Here is a 19,812-nt window from a genome sequence, read left to right on the forward strand (position 1 = left end):
CACAGAACGACATGGCTACGATCCGACTTACACTGCCCGCGGCGTCGCGCTCCCTGTCGCCGGCCGGTCCAAATCGATCAACTGGATCGAACGGCTGGGTCAGCCGACTCTACCGAGGCCTTATCCGTCGCGGGCGACGGGGTCAGAGGCGGCAGGCGTGGATGTTGGTGACCAGGATGGCGCGGGCGCCGATCCCCCACAGGTCGTCCATGATCCGCTGGGCCTCCTTGCGGAGCACCATCGCCCGGACGGCCACCCAGCCCTCGGTGTGCAGCGGGGAGACGGTCGGCGACTCCAGGCCCGGGGTGAGCGCGACGGCGTCGCTGACCTTCTCGGCGCGGATGTCGTAGTCCATCAGCACGTAGCGGCGGGCCACCAGCACACCCTGGAGGCGGCGCAGGAACTGCTCGACCGCCGGGTCCTCCCCGGCGCCCTTGGGCCGGATCACCACGGAGTCGGAGACCAGGATCGGCTCGCCGAACACCTGGAGGCCCGCGTTGCGCAGGCTGGTGCCGGTCTCCACCACGTCGGCGATCACATCGGCGACGCCCAGCTGGACGGCGGTCTCGACGGCACCGTCCAGCTTGGTGACGGTCGCCTTGACCCCCTGGTCGGCCAGGTGCTTCTCGACCAGGCCGGTGTACGAGGTGGCGATCCGAAGCCCTTCCAGGTCCTGGACGTCCTTCATCCCGGCACCGACCGGCTTGGCGAAGCGGAAGGTCGAGCCGGCGAAGCCCAGTGCGAGCACCTCCTCCGCGTCCGCGCCCGAGTCCAGCAGCAGGTCGCGGCCGGTGACACCGACGTCGAGCCGGCCGGAGCCGACGTAGACGGCGATGTCGCGCGGGCGCAGGAAGAAGAACTCGACCTGGTTCTCCGGATCGACCAGCACCAGTTCCTTGGGGTCCTTGCGCTGCCGGTAGCCGGCCTCATGGAGCATCTCCGCCGCGGGACCCGAGAGCGAACCCTTGTTGGGGAGGGCGATGCGGAGCATGAGAGAGGAATCCTTCGCTGTGGAGGGGGTTGTGGTGCGTCGGGGTGGTCGGGATCGGTTCAGAGGTGGGCGTAGACGTCGTCGAGCGTCAGACCACGGGCGACCATCATCACCTGAAGGTGGTAGAGGAGCTGCGAGATCTCCTCGGCGGTCCGCTCGTCGCTCTCGTGCTCGGCAGCCATCCAGACCTCGGCGGCCTCCTCCACGACCTTCTTGCCGATCGCATGGACGCCCTGCTGGACGAGCTGCGCGGTACGGGAGGACGAGGGGTCGCCGTTGGCGGCCTTCTGCTGGAGCTCGGTGAAGAGCTCCTCGAATGTCTTGGAAGCCATGATGAGCTCACCTTACGGCTTGCGGGCTGACCGACGGTAAACGGTCCGCAGCGTGGACGCTCCCATGGACTATCGCAGACGCACCCGCTCGTGGCCCTCAAGGGCGCGAACCACCGCGCGTGCGGCCTCCCCCGGCTTTCGCCGGAGCCACCCGACCGGCCTCGTGACGACCTCGCGACGACCTCGCAACAGCCGAGGGCGCGGGGAGCCACGACCGTCAAGGTCATGACTCCCCGCGCCCTCGGACGGTGCGGGTACGGGCGACCGGGCATCCCCGGCGGTGCGGGGCCGGGCGCGCGGGCGTCCCGGCCTGCTATCGAGGGCGAGCCCCCGCTACGCGAGTCCGCGCAGCGTGACGGCGGTGGCGACCGCCGCAGTCACGGCCTCGTGGCCCTTGTCCTCGGCGGAGCCCTCCAGGCCCGCGCGGTCGATCGCCTGCTGCTCGTTGTCGCAGGTGAGGACGCCGAAGCCGACCGGGATGCCGGTGTCGACGCTGACCTGGGTGAGGCCGAGGGTGGCGGCCTCGCAGACGTAGTCGAAGTGCGGGGTGCCGCCGCGGATGACCACGCCGAGGGCGATCACCGCGTCGAAGCCGCGCTCGGCCAGCCGCTTGGCGGCGACCGGGAGTTCGAAGGTGCCGGGAACGCGGATGACGGTGGGCTCCGCGATGCCCAGCTCCTTGAGCGCGCGGTGGGCACCGTCCAGCAGGCCGTTCATCACCTGCTCGTGCCACTGCGCGGCGACGACGGCGACCTTCAGGTCGGCGGCGTCATCGATGGTCAGTACGGGGGCTCCGTGGCCGCTCACGTTCGTATGTCCTTTGCTGGTCGGGAAGTTCAGGAGTTGATGTCGAGCCAGGGCAGCTCGTGGCCCATCCGGTCGCGCTTGGTGCGCAGGTAGGCGGTGTTGTGGGCACCCGGCTCGACGGCCACCGGCTGCCGGCCGTTGACGGTGAGGCCGTACTCGGTGAGTGCGGCGATCTTGTCGGGGTTGTTGGTGAGCAGGGTCAGCGAGCGCGCCCCGAGGTCGGCCAGCATCTGGGCGCCGATGCTGTAGTCCCGGGCGTCGGCGGGCAGGCCGAGTTCGAGGTTGGCGTCGACGGTGTCCCGGCCCTGCTCCTGGAGTTCGTAGGCGCGCAGCTTGTGGGCGAGCCCGATGCCCCGGCCCTCGTGGCCGCGCAGGTAGAGCAGCACGCCGCGCCCAGCGGTGGCGATCTCCCGCAGCGAGGCCTGGAGTTGGGGTCCGCAGTCGCAGCGCAGCGAACCGAGTACATCACCGGTCAGGCACTCGGAGTGGACCCGCACCAGCAGATCCTCGCCGTCCGGGACCCGGCCGTCGGCACCGAGGCCGCCGGCCACCAGGGCGATGTGCTCGACGCCGTCCAGGGTGCCCTTGTAGCCGACGGCCGTGAAGTCGCCGTGCTCGGTGGGCAGGGCGGTGACGGCGGCGCGGGCCACGTGCAGTTCGGTGCGGCGGCGGTAGGCGATCAGGTCCTCGATGGAAATGATCGACAGACCGTGCCTGCGGGCGAAGGCGACCAGTTCGGGCAGCCTGGCCATGGTGCCGTCGTCGTTGACCACCTCGGCGATGGCGCCGGCGGGCGGGAGTCCGGCCAGCCGGGCGAGGTCCACCGCCGCCTCGGTGTGGCCGGGGCGGACCAGGACGCCGCCCTCGACCGCGCGCAGCGGGAAGACGTGTCCGGGTCGGGTGAGGTCGCCGGGCCCGGTGGCCTCGCTGGCGAGCAGCCGGACCGTCCGGGCCCGGTCGGCGGCCGAGATACCGGTGTCGACGCCGTCGCGGGCGTCCACCGAGACCGCGTACGCGGTGCCCTTGCGATCCTCGTTGACCTGGGTCATCGGCGGCAGCTTGAGCCGGTCGAGCTCGGCGCCGGTCATCGGCACGCAGATCACGCCGGAGCTGTAGCGGATGGTGAAGGCCATCAGCTCGGGGGTGGCGGCCGAGGCGGCGAAGATGATGTCGCCCTCGTTCTCGCGGTCCTCGTCGTCGACCACGATCACCGGGCGGCCGAGCGCTATGTCGGTGATGGCGTGCTCGACCGGGTCGAGGGCGAGGCTGTCGTCCAGCAGCGGGTGGACGTCGTGGACGGGCTGGGTGGTCATGCCGTGGCTCCCTGGAGGACGGCCGTGCTCGCGGCACGGGGGATGCGGGTGCGCAGCCACCAGGCACGCAGGCCGAGCAGCACCAGTACGAAGTAGATGACGTAGGTCAGACCGGAGAAGGTGTAGCCGCTGGAGAAGGCGAGCGGAACGCCGACCACGTCGACCGCGATCCAGGCGAACCAGAACTCGACCCAGCCCCTGGCCTGCGCGTACATCGCGGCCAGCGTGCCGACGAAGATGTAGGCGTCCGCCCACGGGCTCCAGGACAGCTTGGGGTAGGCGAGGAACAGCTCGGCCAGGCCGACGGTGGCCAGCGCGGTGGCACCGGCCAGCAGCGCGCGCTCCGTCCAACTGGCGAAGCGGACCTCGATGTCACCGGTGTCGCGGCGGCCGCGCTGCCACCGGTACCAGCCCCAGACGGCGGCGACGATCACGATGCCCTGCTTGCCGACCAGTCCGGCCAGGTGTCCGGAGAGGTAGGCGGCGATCAGTACGACGCCGGAGAGCACCTGGACCGGCCAGGTCAGCATCGAGCGGCGCCAGCCGAGCGCGAGGGCGAGGAGTCCGAGCAGGTTGCCGGCCATGTCCGTCCACTTGACCGGCTGGCCGAGAACCGAGAAGGCGGTGTCGTTGAGCCAGTTCACGAGGCGTCCTCCGCGGCGGCGGGTGCGGCGAGGGTGCTGGGCAGGGTGCGGGTGTCGAGGAGGCGCTCGACGTACTTGGCGAGGACGTCCACCTCGAGGTTGACCGGGTCGCCGATGCCCTTGGCACCGAGGGTGGTGAGGGCGAGGGTGGCCGGGATGAGGCTGACGGTGAAGCTGTCGAGGGCGGCTTCGACCACGGTGAGGCTGACGCCGTCCACGGTGATCGAGCCCTTCTCGACCAGGTACCGGGTGATGCTCTGCGGCAGCGAGAAGCGCAGCACCTCCCAGCGGAGGTTGCCCTCGGCATCGCGTTCGCCCGGTTCGCGGGAGAGCAGGGTGCCGGTGGCGTCGACGTGGCCCTGGACGAGGTGTCCGCCGAGCCGGTCGCCCAGTGCCATGGCGCGCTCCAGGTTGACCCTGGAACCGGGCTTCAGGGCGCCGAGACTGGAACGATGGAGCGTCTCGGCCATCACGTCGGCACTGAACTCGCCTGTGGCAGCGGCCAGTTGCTCGGGGCTGTCGACCACGGTGAGGCAGACGCCGTTGACCGCGATGGAGTCGCCGTGCCGGGCTCCGGAACAGACCACCGGGCCGCGCAGGCGGATTCGCGAGGAGTCGCCGAACTCCTCGATGGAGACGACCTCGCCGAGCTCTTCGATGATGCCGGTGAACACCCGGGTTCTCCTCGCGCTTGGGGCGCGGACTCCGGGGCGGCATGGGAGATGACACGGACAGCAATGCCCAGGGATGCCCGACCGGGCACTCCTGGATGTCGGGAGCGCTCCTCGGCACCGGCCGGGTACGACCGCTGCGAGGGGACGGAGTCCTCCCGGCACACCATCCGCGGCCCCTCGGGTGGAGCCGCGGCACTGCTTGTCCGCCCGCGCACGCCTCCCATCCGGACTTTAACCGTCGGTCCAGGAATTTCACCTGGTCAACCGGCCGCTGGCTGCGGACGGGTCGCGGACTGTAACCGCCGGTTCGGATTTTCACCGACCCCGGAGTGCGCTGAACGTCACTGCTACTGCGGTCATTCTGCCACGCTCCCCGACGGACGAGGAGGGGAACTCACTGTGGCCTGGTTCACTTGGCCAGATCGGCGCCGGCGGGAATATCCCGCACCCCGGCGGCAGATCGAGCACCGCGACCCGCTGGGCACGCAACTGCCCCGGCTGCGGGGGGAACTGACCGTCCGGCGCAGGGCGCCGGCGGCGCGAGGAGTGCGCGGGCCCGCCCGCCGACCGCCAACCAGACTGAGTGCGGAGGTGGTTGGGGCCATCGGCCGTCGGCCATCGACCTCGAGCCGGACGGCGAGGGGCATCCGCCGCGCGCGGCCGAGGCCGGTGCCGGCTCCGGCCACCGCCTCGGCCGCCGGTCGGGGTTGCGCGGCCCGCGCAGCGGGTAACCCGCCAGGTTGCGAGCCCGGTCGGCCTCGTCCAGCGGCGACACGCATCGTCGCCGGCGGCCACGGACCGGGCTCGACCACGTTGCGGACCGACCCGCGACGGCCCGTTCGACGACAGCCCGTTCGACGACGGCCGACTGCGGGCCGGCGCCGCGAGTCCAACCCGTACCGCGCCCCCGGAGGGCGGCCCAGCGGACGGCCCGGGGACGGCCCCTCTCCGCCTCCGCCAACGGCACGCCCAGGCCTCTGCCGCCACACCTCCACCGGGGCGCACCCTGTTGGTATCCACGGCACCGGGCGGTGTCGACCCGGGCCACCGACCAGTGGAGGTGTGGGGCGATGGCCACCTTCATGGACGTCCACCACGGGATGACCGGCATCACCGCCGAACAGCTCGCGGCCGCACACCGGGCCGACCTGGCGATCCAGGCCGGGGAGCACGTGCACTTCAAGCAGGCCTGGGCCGACCCCGAGACCGGCACCGTCTACTGCCTCTCCGACGCCCCGTCCAAGGAGGCCGTCCAGCGGGTGCATGAGCGCGCCGGACACCGGGCCGACGAGATCCACCACGTGTCGATCACGATCTGACCGACTCGGACCGGCACCACCGGCTCACCCGGTACGACGGGCCCGACCCGACCGGACGCCGCACCCGGGAGCCCAGGAACGGCGAAAGCCCCTGTCCGCCCTCCGGGTACTCGACTAGATTGCCGATGCGTGACCACGACACCGCTGGCTCCGGGCCGGCTCTTCGACGCCCTGAGCACCGCCGCACTGCGGGACACCGCACAGCTGCGCGAGATCTACGAGCAGCCGAGCGAGCACGCCCGCCGGAAGCAGGTGGACCACCTGCACGACAGCGCCCAGCAGCTGATCGGCTGCGCCTCACTGGTGTTCATGGCCAGCGCCGGGGCGGACGGGCGGACTGATGTGACTCCGCGGGGAGGCCCGCCCGGGTTCGTCTCGGTGCTGGACGTGCACACCCTCGCCATACCGGACGCGACCGGCAACAAGCGGCTGGACAGCCTGCACAACATCATCGAGACCGGACAGGTCGGCCTGCTGTTCGTCATCCCGGGCCGCGACAGCACCCTGCGGGTCAACGGCCGCGCGTGCGTCTCCACCGACCCGCAGCTGCTGGCGCAGCTGACCGCCGTCGGCAAGCCGCCGCGCAGCGCCGTCGTGGTCGCGGTCGAGGCGGTGTACGGACACTGCCCGAAGTCCTTCCTGCGGGCGGGCGCCTGGAAGCCCGAGAAGTGGCTCTCCCCCGACGCCGCACCCAGTTCGGCCCAGGTCACGCTCTCCCATCTGAGCGACCCGGAGCTGACGATCGAGATGATCGAACAGTCCGAGCGCGAGGCGCTGCTGTACCGCTACGAGTGACGCCCACCCCGAGCGAGTTCCGCCCCAGAGCCCGGCCCGGCGTTCCACCGGCGGTTTCCAGGGGTCGCTGCAACCCGTGGTCGGTCGTCCAGGCCGCGAGCAGTTCAGACAGACGCTCGGCTGGGGTTTCCCAGCCGAGCGTCTTGCGTGGGCGGCGGTCGCGCACGCCGGGCTGACGGACACTCAGGGTGCGGCGGAACGAAAGCGGGTGACCGAACGGAACGTCAGGCTCCGCTTCCCACTGGCACGTTCGGGCCTTCGGTCCGCCGGCCACGGACAGCCTTCGGGGCGGTCGACTCGGTCAAACCTTGACCCCGAAGAGTTCAACATTTTGTCAACGCTTCCACTCTCCCGCCCCACCAGCCACACGACCGCCCGCCCGCCAACCCGCCCCCATCAGGGATTATTCCTTTCGGCAATCGATCCGCTACGCTACGCATCCGGTATCGCTCACTTGCCTCCGGCCGGGTCAGGCGTACTGTTCCGATCCGGGAGCAGAGCACGAACGGACACCGCCCGAACCGAGCGGTGTCGGCGGGCGGGACGACGTTCTCGGGAGTTCCTGTGCAGGCTGCGGAGCAGGCGTCCGAAGGGGCGCCATCAGGGCTGGCCCACGGACCACGGCGCCGCGCAGCCACCGGCCCCGACGCCACCGCCTCGATCAGGTCCGTCTCCCCCACGAACGGCGTGCCGACCTGATCCACCGGTACGGCGCACTCCGCTCCACCCGCTGACAGGGCTTCGCCGACGCCGCCGAAGCCCCGGCCATCGAGGCCCTGGCCGCCGACATCCGGCTGACGAAGTCCGGCTGACCGAGTCCCGACCCACAGGGCCTTCTCCCCCGGCCGGTCCAGCGTCGGACCGGCCAAGCCCTCCACCGAGAGAAGTGACGCCGTGAACCTCTCGCCCCGAGAGATCGACAAGCTCCACGTCTACGTGGTCGCCGACCTGGCCCGGCGCCGCCGCGACCGGGGCACCAAGCTCAACTACAGCGAGGCCGCCGCGCTCATCACCGAGGCCGTACTGGAGGCCGCCCGCGACGGGCACACCGTGGCCGAGTGCATGGAGATCGGCCGCAAGGTCGTCGCAGCCGACGAAGTCATGCCTGGCGTAAGGGAGATGCTCGGCGTGCTCCAGGTCGAGACCGCCTTCGTGGACGGAACCAAGCTGGTCACCTGCCACGACCCGATCCACCCCTGACCGTACCGAGCCGCCCGGCCGCCCGCGCCGCACCACACCGTGCCGCGCAGGTGTCCCGGAGTACGAGCAAACGCCCTTGCCGCACCGAGGAGTCAAGCAGGATGTCCGGGGGATCCCAGTACCTCTACGGCGATGATCCGGTCGAGATCAACGCGGGCCGGGCCACGACCAGGCTCACCGTCGCCAACACCGGCGACCGGGCCGTGCAGATCGGTTCGCACTACCACTTCTTCGAGGCCAACCGCGCCCTGAGCTTCGACCGCGAGGCCGCGTACGGCATGCACCTGGACATCCCCTCCGGCACCGCCGTGCGCTTCGAACCCGGGGACACCCGCGAGGTCGATCTGTGCGCCTTCGGCGGCACCCGTCGCCTGGTCGGCTTCGCCGGGCTGGTGAACGGCGGCCTGACCGCGCCCGACACCCGCCGGACCGCCCTGCGCCGCGCGGCCGACCAAGGCTTCCGTGACGCGCCGGCGGGGGTGGGGGCCGGAGTACCGGCTGACACACCGGCGGTCGTGCCGACGGTCTCGCTGACAAACGCTCCGATGACCGAACCGTCGGCCGTACCGACCACCGCGCCGACGACCGATCCTGCGACCGCACTGGCGACGGTACCGCCGACCGCCTCGGCGAACGACGAGAACGAGGGGGCCGACGCCTGATGGCGCTCCTGCCGCGCAAGCAGTACACCGACCTGTTCGGCCCGACCGTCGGCGACCGGTTCCACCTGGCCGACACCAACCTGCTGGTGGAGGTCGAGTACGACCACAACGCCGGCTCCTACGGCGACGAGGCCGTCTACGGCGGCGGCAAGGCCATCCGGGACGGGATGGCCCAGGACCCCGCCGCGCTGAGCCGTGAGGGCGCGCTCGACCTGGTCATCACCAACGTGGTGGTGATGGACCCGGTACTCGGCATCGTCAAGGGCGACATCGGCGTGAAGAACGGCCTGATCGCGGGCGTCGGCAAGGCCGGGAACCCGCATCTGCAGAACGGTGTCGACCCCGCGCTGGTGATCGGCCCCGGCACCGAGGTGGTCTCCGGCGAGCACCTGATCGCCACCGCTGGCGGGGTGGACACCCACATCCACTTCATCTCGCCGCAGCAGGCCCAGGAGGGCCTGTCCAACGGCATCACCACCTTCTTCGGCGGCGGCACCGGGCCGACCGACGGCACCAACGGCACCACCTGCACCCCGGGTCCGTGGAACATCCACCGGATGCTGGAGGCCGTCGAGGAGCTGCCGGTCAACGTCGGCCTGCTCGGCAAGGGCAACGCCAGCCTGCCCCAGGCACTGCGCGAGCAGGTCGAGGCGGGCGCCGCCGGTCTCAAGGTCCACGAGGACTGGGGCTCCACCCCCGCCGTGATCGACGAAGCGCTGCGGGTCGCCGACGAACACGACGTCCAACTGGCCATCCACACCGACACGTTGAACGAGGGCGGCTTCTTCGAGGACACCCTCTCGGCGATCGACGGGCGTACCATCCACACCTTCCACACCGAGGGCGCGGGCGGCGGCCACGCTCCCGACATCATGCGGGTCGCGGGTGAGCCCAACGTGCTGCCGTCCTCCACCAACCCGACCCTGCCGTACACCGTCAACTCGGTGGACGAGCTGCTCGACATGGTGATGGTCTGCCACCACCTGTCCCGGGACATCCCCGAGGACGTCTCCTTCGCCGACAGCCGGGTGCGCGCCGAGACCATCGCGGCCGAGACGGTGCTGCACGACCTCGGCGTGATCAGCATCTTCTCCTCCGACTCCCAGGCCATGGGCCGGGTCGGCGAGTCCTTCGCCCGCGCCTTCCAGACCGCCCACCACTGCAAGGACAAGCGCGGCGCCCTGGCCGAGGACAGCTCGCGCAACGACAACGCGCGGGTACTGCGCTACCTGGCCAAGCTCACCGTCAACCCGGCGATCGCGGTCGGCGCCGCCGACGTGATCGGTTCACTGGAGCCCGGCAAACTGGCCGACATCGTGCTGTGGCCCATCCACTCCTTCGCCGCCAAGCCCAAGCTCGTCATCAAGGGCGGCATGGTCAACTGGGCGCTGATGGGCGACCCCAACGCCTCGCTGCCCACCCCGCAACCGGTCTACTACCGCCCGATGTTCGGCGCGATGGGCCGCGCCCGGCAGCGCACCTCGGTGACCTTCATGTCCCAGGCGGCCGTCGCGGCGGGCGTCCCGGGCGAGCTCGGCCTGCGGCGCCGGATCGAACCGGTGCGGCGCTGCCGTACGGTCGGCAAGCAGCACATGGTCCGCAACGACGCGCTGCCGAAGATCGTGGTGGACCCGGAGACCTACAAGGTCACGCTGGACGGCGAGGTGGCCACCATCGAGCCGGCCGAGCGCCTCCCGCTCAGCCAGCTGTTCTACATCGCCTGATCCGGCCGACACGACGTGATACCGGTCGACAACTCCCAGTCAGGAACACCGGCTTGAACGAACCGATGCAGATCCCGGCACTGCTGACCGGGCTCCAGCTCACCGACTCGGCCTTCCCCAGCGGCTACTACACCCTCTCCCACGGCCTGGAGGGCTTCCAGCAGTCGCGCGCGGTCTCGCCGCGCACCCTGCCAGCGCTGCTGCACGACCTGCTGCGGCACGGCGCGGGCCCGGCCGACGCGACCGCCCTCGCCCTCGCCCACCGCGCGGTGTCCGCCGGCGACTGGGAGCAGCTGGTGGCGGTCGAACGACGGCTGTACGTCGCCAAGTTGGGCCGCGAGTCCCGGCAGGCTGCCGTCCGTACCGGGCGGCAGCTGCTGGACCTGGCCGGAGAGGTCTACGGCACACCGGAGATCGAGCGCTACCGGGAGCTGTACCGATCCAGCCGGGTGCACGGCTGCCAGCCGGTGGTCGCCGCCGCCGTGCACGCCGGCAACGGCGTGACGGCGCGGCAGGCGGTCACCTGCGAACTGTTCGCCTTCGCGGCCAGTTTCACCGGCGCCGCGCTGCGGCTGCGGCTCACCGACCACCGGCGGGCGCAGGTCGTACTGCACGGCGCGGCCCCGGTGATCGAGGAGGCCGTCGAGGCCGCCCTGCGCCGCGAGTTGGCCGACCTCGGCAGCTGCACACCGCTGGCCGACGTGATGGCGGGCCGCCACGAGCGTGCCGATGCCCGCCTGTTCGCCAGCTGAACCGACCTCCCCACTCCCCCTGAGGACTGTCATGCACGACCCCACACAGGTACGCGGAACCCACCACCACGACCACGACGGCCTCGTCCGCCGTCCCGAGGACGGCGTGCTGCGGGTGGGCATCGCCGGCCCGGTCGGTTCCGGCAAGACCGCGCTGATCGAGGCACTGGTCCCGGTCCTGATCGGACGCGGCCGCACGCCCGCCGTGATCACCAACGACATCTACACCTCGGAGGACGCCGCACACGTCCGGCGCACCCTGGCCGGCGTGCTGGACGCGGACCGGATCGTCGGCGTGGAGACCGGCGCCTGCCCGCACACCGCCGTCCGGGACGACCCGACGATGAACCAGGCTGCCGCCGACGAACTCCTCGAACGCTTCCCGGAGATCGACACCCTGCTCTTCGAGAGCGGCGGCGACAACCTCACCCTCACCTTCAGCCCCGCCCTGGTCGACCTGTTCCTGTTCGTCCTGGACACCGCCGAGGGTGACAAGATGCCGCGCAAGAAGGGCCCCGGCATCACCGAGTGCGAGCTGCTGGTCATCAACAAGACCGACATCGCCCGGTACGTGCGCTGCGACCTCATCAGGATGGAGGCGGATGCCCGGACGGTCCGGGAGGGCCGGCCGGTGGTCCTCACCAATGCGCTGACCGGCGAGGGCCTGGACGCCGTCGCCGACTTCCTCCTCGCCCACCCGCGGGCGAACGGCGCCGCGCCCCGGAGCGAGCGCGTCCCGCTCGCGCACACGGCGGCGAACAGCTCGGCGGCGGTCCCCGCATGACGGCGGCGCCCGAGCGGCTGGACCCCGCGCACTACGAGCCCCGCCGGGTACCGGGCCGGCTGCTCGAACTCGCCGGCAGCCCGGACACCCTGGCCGCCGGGCGCCCCGGCAAGGTCGGCCTGCTCGAACTGCGCTACACCCGGGTCGGTGAGCGCACCGAACTCGTCCACCGCTACCAGAAGTCCCCGCTGCAGATCGTGCGGCCGCTCTACATCGACCCGCTGCGGCCCGATCTGCCGGTCACCTTCCTGATGTCCACCGGTGGCGGGATCGTCCAGGCCGACCGCAACCGCATCGACATCGACTGCGGTCCGGGCAGCGCCGTGCACCTGACCACCCAGGCCGCCACCAAGGTGCACCGGATGGAGTTCGACCACGCCACCCAGCTCGTCAACCTGACGGCGCGGGCCGGGAGTTACGTCGAGTACCTGCCAGACCCGCTGATCCCCTACCGGGACGCCCGGCTGTACCAGCACACCGTGGTCACGGTGGACCCCGGCGCCACCGTCCTGCTCGGCGAGACCATCGCCGCCGGACGGCTCGCCCGGGGCGAGCGGCACGCCTACCGGATGCTCTGCAGCGACCTGGAGATCCGGCGCCCCGACGGCGAGCCGCTGGCCATGGACACCGTTCGGCTGGAGCCGGGCGAGGGCGGCGAGGGAGTCAACGGCCCGGCCGTGCTGGACGGTTACGACCTCATGTCGAGCCTCTTCGCCGTCACCCCGCTCGCCCCCGCCGACACGGTCGCCGACACCCTGGACGAGGCGCTGCGGCCCACTTCACTGACGTACGGGGTGAGCACCCTGCCCGGGGAGTGCGGAGCCTGGGTCCGCGTGATGTCCGACGAGTCCCCCGCGCTCACCCGCGCCATGCGCGCCGCCTGGGACGCGCTGCGCCGTCTGCTGATCGGCGTGCCCGCCCCTGACCTGCGAAAGAGCTGACGCCCTACTGCTCCGGCGTGGTGCTGTCGTACTCGCTGGTGCCCGCGTCCAGCAGCGGGGTCTGCGGCTCCTTCATGTGTGCCGGGGCCATCGGGCGCAGCACGTGGTACCCGAGCAGCACCACCAAGGTGCCGAGGGCGATGCCGCTGAGCGAGAAGTTCTCGGTGATCTTCAGCGACACGTTGCCGATGCCGATGATCACGCCGGCCGCCACCGGGACCAGGTTCAGCGGGTTGGTCAGCTCCACCCGGTTGTGCACCCAGATCTGGGCGCCGAGCAGACCGATCATGCCGTACAGGACGACGGTGATCCCGCCGAGCACTCCGCCGGGGATGGCGGCGACCACTGCGCCGAACTTGGGGCAGAGGCCGAAGAGGATCGCGAAGCCGGCGGCGCACCAGTACGCGGCGGTGGAGTAGACCCGGGTCGCGGCCATCACGCCGATGTTCTCGGCATAGGTGGTGGTGGCCGGGCCGCCGACGCTGGTGGAGATCATGGTGGCGGCGCCGTCCGCCATGATCGCCACGCCCATCCTGTCGTCCAGCGGATCACCGGTCATCTCGCCGACCGCCTTGACGTGTCCGGCGTTCTCGGCGATCAGCGCGACCACCACGGGCAGCGCCACCAGCACGGCGGAGGCGGAGAAGCTCGGGGTGTGCAGGGTCGGCAGGCCGATCCAGTCGGCCTTGCTCACGCCCGAGAGGTCGAGCCGCCAGTGGTCGCCCACCACCCCGGCACCGTTGGCGGAGTGGATCTGCCCGAAGATCCGGTCGGAGACCCAGGAGAGCGCGTACCCGAACACCAGGCCGAGGAAGATTGCGATGCGCGACCAGAAACCGCGCAGCGCCACCAGGGCGAGTCCGGTGAACAGCATGGTGAGCAGCGCGGTCCACTGGTCCTGCGGCCAGTACGTCCCGGCGGCGACGGGGGCCAGGTTGAAGCCGATCAGCATCACGACGGCGCCGGTGACGACCGGCGGCAGCACCGCGTGGATCACCTTCGCGCCCGCCGCCTGGACCACCGCGCCGCAGGCCGCCAGCACCGCACCGACCACCAGCAGTGCACCCGTCAGCGTCGCGGCGTCACCGCCCTGTGCCTTGATCACGGCGGCCACCCCGACGAAGGACAGGCTGCTGCCGAGATAGCTGGGGATCCGCCCGCCGGTGACGAGCAGGAAGAAGATGGTCGCGACGCCGGAGACCATCACGGCCAGGTTGGGGTCCAACCCCATCAGCACCGGCGCCACGAACGTCGCGCCGAACATGGCCACCACGTGCTGGGCCCCGAGTCCGATGGTGCGCCCCCAGCTGAGCCGCTCGTCCGGCTTCACCACCGCACCGGGCGCCGGGCTCCTTCCGTCGCCGTGCAGCTTCCAGCCGAAGCCCGCCATGGGTCACTCACTCTCCTCGTCGGCAATGGGAACGCCCATGCGGGCAGATCGGGCCAACAGCCGATCACACCACACGCCCTGATGCAAAAACCCGCCGCCGGACGGGTGGCCGCCCAGCCGGGTACGGCGGCTCCGCCGCCGGCTGTCCCGCTCTCAACCTGGGCCGCCGGCAGCCGAGTTCGGCGACCGGCGGCCGAAGGGGCTACCGGATTTGCGTCAGCACCCGGGCACTCGAGCGGCTTTCGGCGCACGGCGAAGGCACTGCCACCGGATCACCTGTGCGCCGTCGCCGCGTCACCTGCGCCGGAACACCTCCACCGGACGGCCCGGACGCCAGAGCCGGATCACGAGCTCGCCGTCCTCGACGGTGGTGGTCACGGCCTCCTGGAGGTCCAGGCGGAACGCATGGAAGTCACCGGGCGGCTCGCCGCCGGTGGCGTAGCCGGCCTTGTCCCCACGGTCGGTCACCTCTACCGCGCCCCCTTTGACCTTGGCATCACCGTCATCGCTCGGGTGGGCGTGGATCGCGCACCGGTCGTCCCGCCGGAGGTCGCGAGCCTTGACCGCGTTCAGCATCGAACCGAACGACAGATCCGGCCCCTTGAAGTCGACTTCCGTCCCACTCACCCGGGGCGAACCGTCCTTGCGCGGTGTCGCCAGGATGTAGGTCCTGGCCGCCTCCAACCGGGACTTCACCACGGCTGCGAGCTCCCCGGCCTCTTCCTCGAACTGTTTCCACGTCGCCATGCGCGCAGCATCACAGGAGGGACTGACACTACGGCTTCAATGAGTTGACGATACATCAGGCACGTATCAGACGTTTGATCCGACAGTGGGTCGAGCATCCGGACCACTCCCACTAGGGGTTGCACCCCCGACCCGTCCCCGAGTCAGCGTCCGTGCCCACCCCCAGAGAACAGGGCGTCGATCTCCCCCTCAACGGCGATCCCCGGCCGCTCCGAACGGAGCACGATCTTCCATGTCGCCCGACCGCACCGGAAGAAATCAGAAGGACCCGCCACCGTGACCGCCGCAGCCCCCGCCCCCGTCTCGCCCGCCGTCGCCACCGCCACCCGCCCCACGGGCCGTCTGTCGGTGCTCGCCGGCATCGCCGCCCCCGCACTGTTCGGCGTGTACGGCGTGATCCGGCTACTGCCGGGCTCTCGCCAACCGGGCCCGGGCTGGACCGTCGGGCACCTGTGCCTGCTCGGCGCGCTGCTGACCTTCGGCGTGGTCTTCCGCGACCTGTACCGGGTGCTGGCCGAGCGCGGCCGGGTGGCGGCGGTACTCGGCTACGGCACTGCGATGGTCGGCACGGCCACCGGCGTGGGCCAGGTCCTGATCGACCTCTACAGCGGCTTCCGGGCCGACACCCTGGCCGAGCAGAACCGGTTCTTCGCCGAGGTGCAGAGCTACCCGGGCGTGCTGCCGATCTTCTACCAGGTGCTTCCGGTCTTCTTCCACCTGGGTCTGCTGGCCATGGTGATCGTGCTGGCGGTCCGCCGCCGCCTCCCGTTCTGGAGCCCGCTTGCCATCCTGGCCGGTGTGGTCGCGATGGCCGCCTCGATGGACATGATGACGGTCGGCGTCGCGTTCTACGCCCTGGCTCTGCTTCCCCTCTACCGCCAGGCCAGCCGCCAGGCGTAACCACTCGGACGCCGGCCACCGAACGCCGGCCAGCGCTGCCGCAGGCGCCGGGATCCCCGAGATCCCGGCGCCTGCGGCGCATCCGGCTCCCTCGCTTTCACAGCCTTGGCCCCCAGCCGCGGCGCCGGGAGCCGGAGTTCACCCCGCCTGCCCGCCGCGCTGCGCGAGGTGCCGGAGGTACTCCGCGCGGTTGAGCGGGTTGCCGTCCGTCCGCCGGCCGGCCGAGTAGGCGCCCGGCGCGTGACCGGTGACCGCCCGGTCTCCGCCGGGACGGGACCACCAGACACCTTCGCCGCCGGTGAGTGAGGCCAACTGCCGCTTGAAGACCGGCACCTGGCGCAGCGGAATGCCGCCCTCGAGCAACCAACCCTCCCCCTGGGCGGACGACCGCCTGATCTCGGCCTCGAGTCCGACGAGCCGGGCGACGACCGGGTTGACGGCCTCGGCGGGGAGTTCCAACTCGAAGTCTTGGCAGGGCTCGTAGAGCCGGGTGCCGGCCTGCGCGAGAGCCCGCATGAGGACCAGCGGGGTCAGGTTGCGGAAGTCGGTGGCGGTGCTGATGGGGCTCGCGAACCCGGACCGGGTCAGGGTGATGGTGCAGTCGGTCACCGGCCAGCCGTGGAGGCCCTGCTGGAGGCATTCGTGCACGGTGTCCTCGATGGCGCGGTGGAAAGCGCGCGGCAGCGCGCCGAGTTCGGTCTCCCAGCGGAAGCTCACGGCGGAGCCGCGGCTCGCGGGTTCGACCCGCAGTCCGACGGTCGCGAAGAACTCGTTGCGCCCGCGCCGGTCGATCTCCTCGAACGCCTCGCCGCCGCCCGCCGGCCGCTCGGTGTACCGGATCCGGGACGGCTCGAAGACGGCCTGGACCGCGAACTCCTCGCGCAGCCTGGCCGCGATCACCTCCCGCTGCACCTCGCCGTACAGCAGCAGCGACATCCGGCCGCCGGGCAGTACGCGGGCCTGGATCAGCGGGTCCTGCTCGGCGAGCGCGCTCAGGGCCTCGTGCAACCGGGTTGCGAGGTTCGGCGGCTCCGGCCGGACCACGACCTCGAGGGACGGCGGGGTGAAGCCGTCCTGCTCCTCGCACAGTTCCGACTCGCCCGGCATTCCGAGCCGGTCACCGACCCGGGTCTCGGCCAGGCCGCGCAGGCGCACGATGCTGCCGGCCACGGCCCTGGTGTCCGAGGATGCCGAGCCGACCACGGTCAGTTCGGTGACGCGGCCCTGGTACTGCCGGTACCGGCCGTCCGCCTCCCGCCGGTGCAGGGTGAGCCGGTCGCCCCGGGCCACCGTCCCGGCGAACAGCCGCAGGCAGCAGATCTTCTCGCCGGCGCTGCCGCGTTCGATCGCGAAGACCGTGCCGCGCGGCGCGTCACCGAAGGGCTGCGGCGGGACCGGCAGCAGCCGGGTGATGCCCTCCAGCAGGGTCGGAATGCCCTCGCCGGTGCGGGCGGAGCCGAAGACCACCGGGTGCACGAGGCCCGCCGCGGTCTGCGCGGCGATACCCGCCCACAGTTCCTCGTGGGGCGTCGGCCGGTCCAGGACGAGACGGGTCAGCAACTCGTCGTCGTTCACGGAGAGCAGGTCGGTGACCGCGGTGTGGAAGTCCGGGTCGTCGAGTGCGCACGGCCTGGTCCGGACGGTCGAAGTACCGATGCCCGCAACCGTGTTGAGCGGCACGAGCCCAGGCGCGAGCCGCCGCCGGATGGCTGCCAGCAGTTCGTCGTGGCGGGCGCCGGCGCGGTCGATCTTGTTGATGAAGATCAGCACGGGGATGCCCATCCTGCGCAGGGTGGCCATCAGTACCCGGCTCTGCGCCTGGACGCCCTCGACGGCGGACACCACCAGGACCACCGCGTCCAGGACCCGCAGGGCCCGTTCCACCTCGGCGATGAAGTCGACATGGCCGGGGGTGTCGATCAGGTTGACCTGCAGGCGGCCCGCGGGGCCGGCGGTGGTGAAGGAGGCGACGGCGGAACGGATGGTGATACCGCGCTCGCGCTCGATGTCGCCGGTGTCCGTCTGGGTGGTACCGGCGTCCACCGAGCCGAGCCGGTCGATCGCGCCGGTCTCGAACAGCAGTCGCTCGGTCAGGCTGGTCTTACCGGCGTCGACGTGCGCCAGAATACCGATGTTCAGGGTGGTCATGAGTGGCGGAATCCTCGGAAACGCTCGAAAGAACGGGGAGCTTGGGGTTTCCGAGAACCTGGCGCATCTCACTCTCCTGACTGTGACGGCACGAGCTTCGTCATCCTGTCACCGGGACCCGCCGCCCGCACGCGAATTAACGCGGCGGGCCGCGACCGAACCAGCCCGGCGGACCACACCGGGCCTCGACGGACCGCGTCGGGCCCGGGACCGGGGCCCGACCGGGGCCCGCCGCTCAGTGCGCCGAGGCCCCGCCGTTCAGTGACTGAAGCGGTGGTGGCCGAAGCGGTGGCGCCGGGTGGCCGGCGGCGACTTGTCGGCGTCCAGATCCTGCACCGCCTGGTCCACCTGCGTATCACCCGTCGGGCTCCGGCGGGCTTCCCGCGCGGCCCGCTTGTCGACCCGCCGCGCGACGGCGCGGCGGCGGTGCCTGCGGGCCCCCGACGAGGCCAGCATCCAGCCCAGCGCGAAGAGCAGGGTCAGCGCGATACCGGCGAGGAAGATCTCCAGGGCGTTCATGGTCCCGATGTGGTTGCCGAACAACGTGATCGCGTAGTCGGAACCGGCCTGGAGGTTCTGCGAGATCAGCAACGCGGCGAACCCGGCGCTCACGACGAGCAGCAGCAGTCCGAGGAGGAACATCGAGGGCCTCCCTTCAAGGGCTCATGCTGAGATATATGCCCTGAATAGGAAATTTAGACCCACTTGGCCAACTACTGTCACGATGGTGACGCCCTGCACCCGAACGGGCACCCATCGCACTCCACCCGGATCCCTGCCCTCCGACGCACCCACGGCGACACCGAGGCTCCCCCGACCCGCCCCCTGGTGGCCCGCGCCCCCGCTCGACGGGCACCCGCCCGGCGGATTCCGCGCGGGTCGGGCGCCTGGCAACGTGAACGGCCGGGGGCTTCACCGGCGGAGGGCGGACGAGACGATGACAACCACCGATGTCCTGACGATCGATCAAGTCATCAGTCGTATGCGCGACTTGGCCGAGCGGCTGCCACAAGGGGACGGCATCGAGGTCTTCAACGCGATGTACCTGACGGTGACCGAACTGGTCAGGGACCGGCTGGCGACGGCCTACTTCGACGACCCCGCGGGGATGGCCAGGCTGGACGCCGTCTTCGCCGCCCGCTTCCTCTCCGCCGTCGACACCGCCGATTCGGGCGGTGCGCCGGAGGCCTGCTGGCGACCGCTGTTCGAACTGCGCGGCAACCCCGGCATCCATCCGATCCAGTTCGCGCTGGCCGGGATGAACGCCCACATCGAGAACGACCTGCCGCTCTCCGTACTGGACTGCTGCCGGGTCCTCGGCCTCGAACCCAAGGACGCCGAGGCCGACTACCACCGCATCAACGACCTGCTCGCCGAGGTCGAGTCCCAGGTCCGCGACGAACTGCTGCCCGGCCCCGAGCGGTTGCGGATCGCCGACCCGCTGCTGCACGTGATCGGCGTCTGGAGCATCGACCGCGCCCGGGACGCCGCCTGGGCCAGCGTCCTCGGCCTGTGGGAGCTGCGGCGCGCCCCGCTCGCGTACGAGACCGTCACCACCGCGCTGTCCGACTCGGTGGGCATGGTCAGCCGGGCCCTGCTGACCCCGTTCGACGGGCACTGAACACGCCGTCGGCCGGCCTCCCGCGCACTGCGGGAGACCGGCCGACCGCCTACCGACGCCTGGGAGGC

20 protein-coding genes and 1 riboswitch are annotated in these 19,812 nt (G+C 71.2%); of the genes, 10 read left to right on the top strand and 10 right to left on the bottom strand.

All coding sequences use genetic code 11. The features are described 5' to 3' along the window. Positions 1-142 precede the first annotated feature (142 nt). From hisG to ABD369_RS03530, 6 genes are all read right to left on the bottom strand, one after another. Positions 143-991, bottom strand: coding sequence for an ATP phosphoribosyltransferase (hisG, locus tag ABD369_RS03505; protein ID WP_344634687.1), 849 nt, complete (start codon positions 989-991; stop codon positions 143-145). A gap of 59 nt (positions 992-1,050) precedes the next feature. Next, entirely contained in the window at positions 1,051-1,323 is a 273-nt protein-coding gene (locus tag ABD369_RS03510; RefSeq protein ID WP_344634688.1) for a phosphoribosyl-ATP diphosphatase, read from the bottom strand. 333 nt (positions 1,324-1,656) lie between these two features. Then, positions 1,657-2,130, bottom strand: a complete 474-nt coding sequence (gene ribH / locus ABD369_RS03515) for a 6,7-dimethyl-8-ribityllumazine synthase (RefSeq protein ID WP_344634689.1) — start codon at positions 2,128-2,130, stop codon at positions 1,657-1,659. Between the two features lie 29 nt (positions 2,131-2,159). Then, on the bottom strand, positions 2,160-3,443 hold the full coding sequence (locus ABD369_RS03520; RefSeq protein WP_344634690.1) for a bifunctional 3,4-dihydroxy-2-butanone-4-phosphate synthase/GTP cyclohydrolase II: 1,284 nt from the start codon (positions 3,441-3,443) through the stop codon (positions 2,160-2,162). After that, positions 3,440-4,087 (bottom strand): nicotinamide mononucleotide transporter family protein, encoded by a 648-nt coding sequence (locus ABD369_RS03525; RefSeq protein ID WP_344634691.1) that lies wholly within the window; start codon positions 4,085-4,087, stop codon positions 3,440-3,442. Before ABD369_RS03525 ends, ABD369_RS03520 begins: the two co-directional genes overlap by 4 nt. Next, the gene (locus tag ABD369_RS03530; protein ID WP_344634692.1) at positions 4,084-4,761 is read right to left on the bottom strand and encodes a riboflavin synthase; all 678 of its coding nucleotides are present in this window, start codon (positions 4,759-4,761) and stop codon (positions 4,084-4,086) included. Before ABD369_RS03530 ends, ABD369_RS03525 begins: the two co-directional genes overlap by 4 nt. 208 nt (positions 4,762-4,969) lie before the next feature. Next, positions 4,970-5,097, bottom strand: a riboswitch (FMN riboswitch). Between the two features lie 734 nt (positions 5,098-5,831). Here ABD369_RS03530 and ABD369_RS03535 point away from each other — a divergent pair. From ABD369_RS03535 to ABD369_RS03570, 8 genes are all read left to right on the top strand, one after another. Further along, entirely contained in the window at positions 5,832-6,080 is a 249-nt protein-coding gene (locus tag ABD369_RS03535) for an SCO4226 family nickel-binding protein (RefSeq protein WP_344634693.1), read from the top strand. Between the two features lie 129 nt (positions 6,081-6,209). Beyond that, positions 6,210-6,875, top strand: a complete 666-nt coding sequence (locus ABD369_RS03540; RefSeq protein WP_344634694.1) for an MSMEG_1061 family FMN-dependent PPOX-type flavoprotein — start codon at positions 6,210-6,212, stop codon at positions 6,873-6,875. 894 nt (positions 6,876-7,769) lie between these two features. Further along, entirely contained in the window at positions 7,770-8,075 is a 306-nt protein-coding gene (locus ABD369_RS03545; protein WP_344634695.1) for an urease subunit gamma, read from the top strand. Between the two features lie 101 nt (positions 8,076-8,176). Further along, positions 8,177-8,737, top strand: coding sequence for an urease subunit beta (locus tag ABD369_RS03550; protein WP_344634696.1), 561 nt, complete (start codon positions 8,177-8,179; stop codon positions 8,735-8,737). Next, positions 8,737-10,461 carry an urease subunit alpha gene (ureC, locus tag ABD369_RS03555; protein WP_344634697.1) on the top strand — a complete coding sequence of 575 codons (1,725 nt, stop codon included), beginning with the start codon at positions 8,737-8,739 and terminating at the stop codon, positions 10,459-10,461. Before ABD369_RS03550 ends, ureC begins: the two co-directional genes overlap by 1 nt. Positions 10,462-10,526: 65 nt before the next feature. After that, positions 10,527-11,213 carry an urease accessory protein UreF gene (locus ABD369_RS03560; RefSeq protein WP_344634756.1) on the top strand — a complete coding sequence of 229 codons (687 nt, stop codon included), beginning with the start codon at positions 10,527-10,529 and terminating at the stop codon, positions 11,211-11,213. Between the two features lie 31 nt (positions 11,214-11,244). Beyond that, positions 11,245-11,997: an urease accessory protein UreG gene (gene ureG / locus ABD369_RS03565; RefSeq protein WP_344634698.1), complete on the top strand. Its 753-nt coding sequence runs from the start codon at positions 11,245-11,247 to the stop codon at positions 11,995-11,997. Beyond that, a complete protein-coding gene (locus tag ABD369_RS03570) occupies positions 11,994-12,938 on the top strand; it encodes an urease accessory protein UreD (RefSeq protein WP_344634699.1) in 945 nt (314 codons plus the stop codon). The genes ureG and ABD369_RS03570 overlap by 4 nt, the downstream gene beginning before the upstream one ends. A gap of 4 nt (positions 12,939-12,942) precedes the next feature. Here the strand turns inward: ABD369_RS03570 and ABD369_RS03575 are convergent, their stop codons facing one another. Both ABD369_RS03575 and ABD369_RS03580 read right to left on the bottom strand, forming a co-directional pair. Beyond that, a complete protein-coding gene (locus ABD369_RS03575) occupies positions 12,943-14,328 on the bottom strand; it encodes a uracil-xanthine permease family protein (protein ID WP_344634700.1) in 1,386 nt (461 codons plus the stop codon). Positions 14,329-14,622: 294 nt separating this feature from the next. Next, the gene (locus ABD369_RS03580) at positions 14,623-15,075 is read right to left on the bottom strand and encodes a pyridoxamine 5'-phosphate oxidase family protein (protein WP_344634701.1); all 453 of its coding nucleotides are present in this window, start codon (positions 15,073-15,075) and stop codon (positions 14,623-14,625) included. Positions 15,076-15,351: 276 nt separating this feature from the next. Here ABD369_RS03580 and ABD369_RS03585 point away from each other — a divergent pair, with 276 nt between their 5' ends. Further along, entirely contained in the window at positions 15,352-15,975 is a 624-nt protein-coding gene (locus ABD369_RS03585; RefSeq protein ID WP_344634702.1) for a hypothetical protein, read from the top strand. A 138-nt stretch (positions 15,976-16,113) separates the two neighbouring features. Here ABD369_RS03585 and ABD369_RS03590 read toward each other — a convergent pair whose 3' ends face one another. After that, positions 16,114-18,123 carry a GTP-binding protein gene (locus ABD369_RS03590; protein WP_344634703.1) on the bottom strand — a complete coding sequence of 670 codons (2,010 nt, stop codon included), beginning with the start codon at positions 18,121-18,123 and terminating at the stop codon, positions 16,114-16,116. Positions 18,124-18,381: 258 nt separating this feature from the next. Beyond that, positions 18,382-18,765 (bottom strand): hypothetical protein, encoded by a 384-nt coding sequence (locus ABD369_RS03595; protein ID WP_344634704.1) that lies wholly within the window; start codon positions 18,763-18,765, stop codon positions 18,382-18,384. 295 nt (positions 18,766-19,060) lie between these two features. Here ABD369_RS03595 and ABD369_RS03600 point away from each other — a divergent pair, with 295 nt between their 5' ends. Further along, positions 19,061-19,744, top strand: coding sequence for a DUF5995 family protein (locus ABD369_RS03600; protein WP_344634705.1), 684 nt, complete (start codon positions 19,061-19,063; stop codon positions 19,742-19,744). Positions 19,745-19,812: the final 68 nt, after the last annotated feature.

The sequence above is a fragment of the Kitasatospora cystarginea genome (genome assembly GCF_039533515.1).
Taxonomy (GTDB): domain Bacteria; phylum Actinomycetota; class Actinomycetes; order Streptomycetales; family Streptomycetaceae; genus Kitasatospora; species Kitasatospora cystarginea.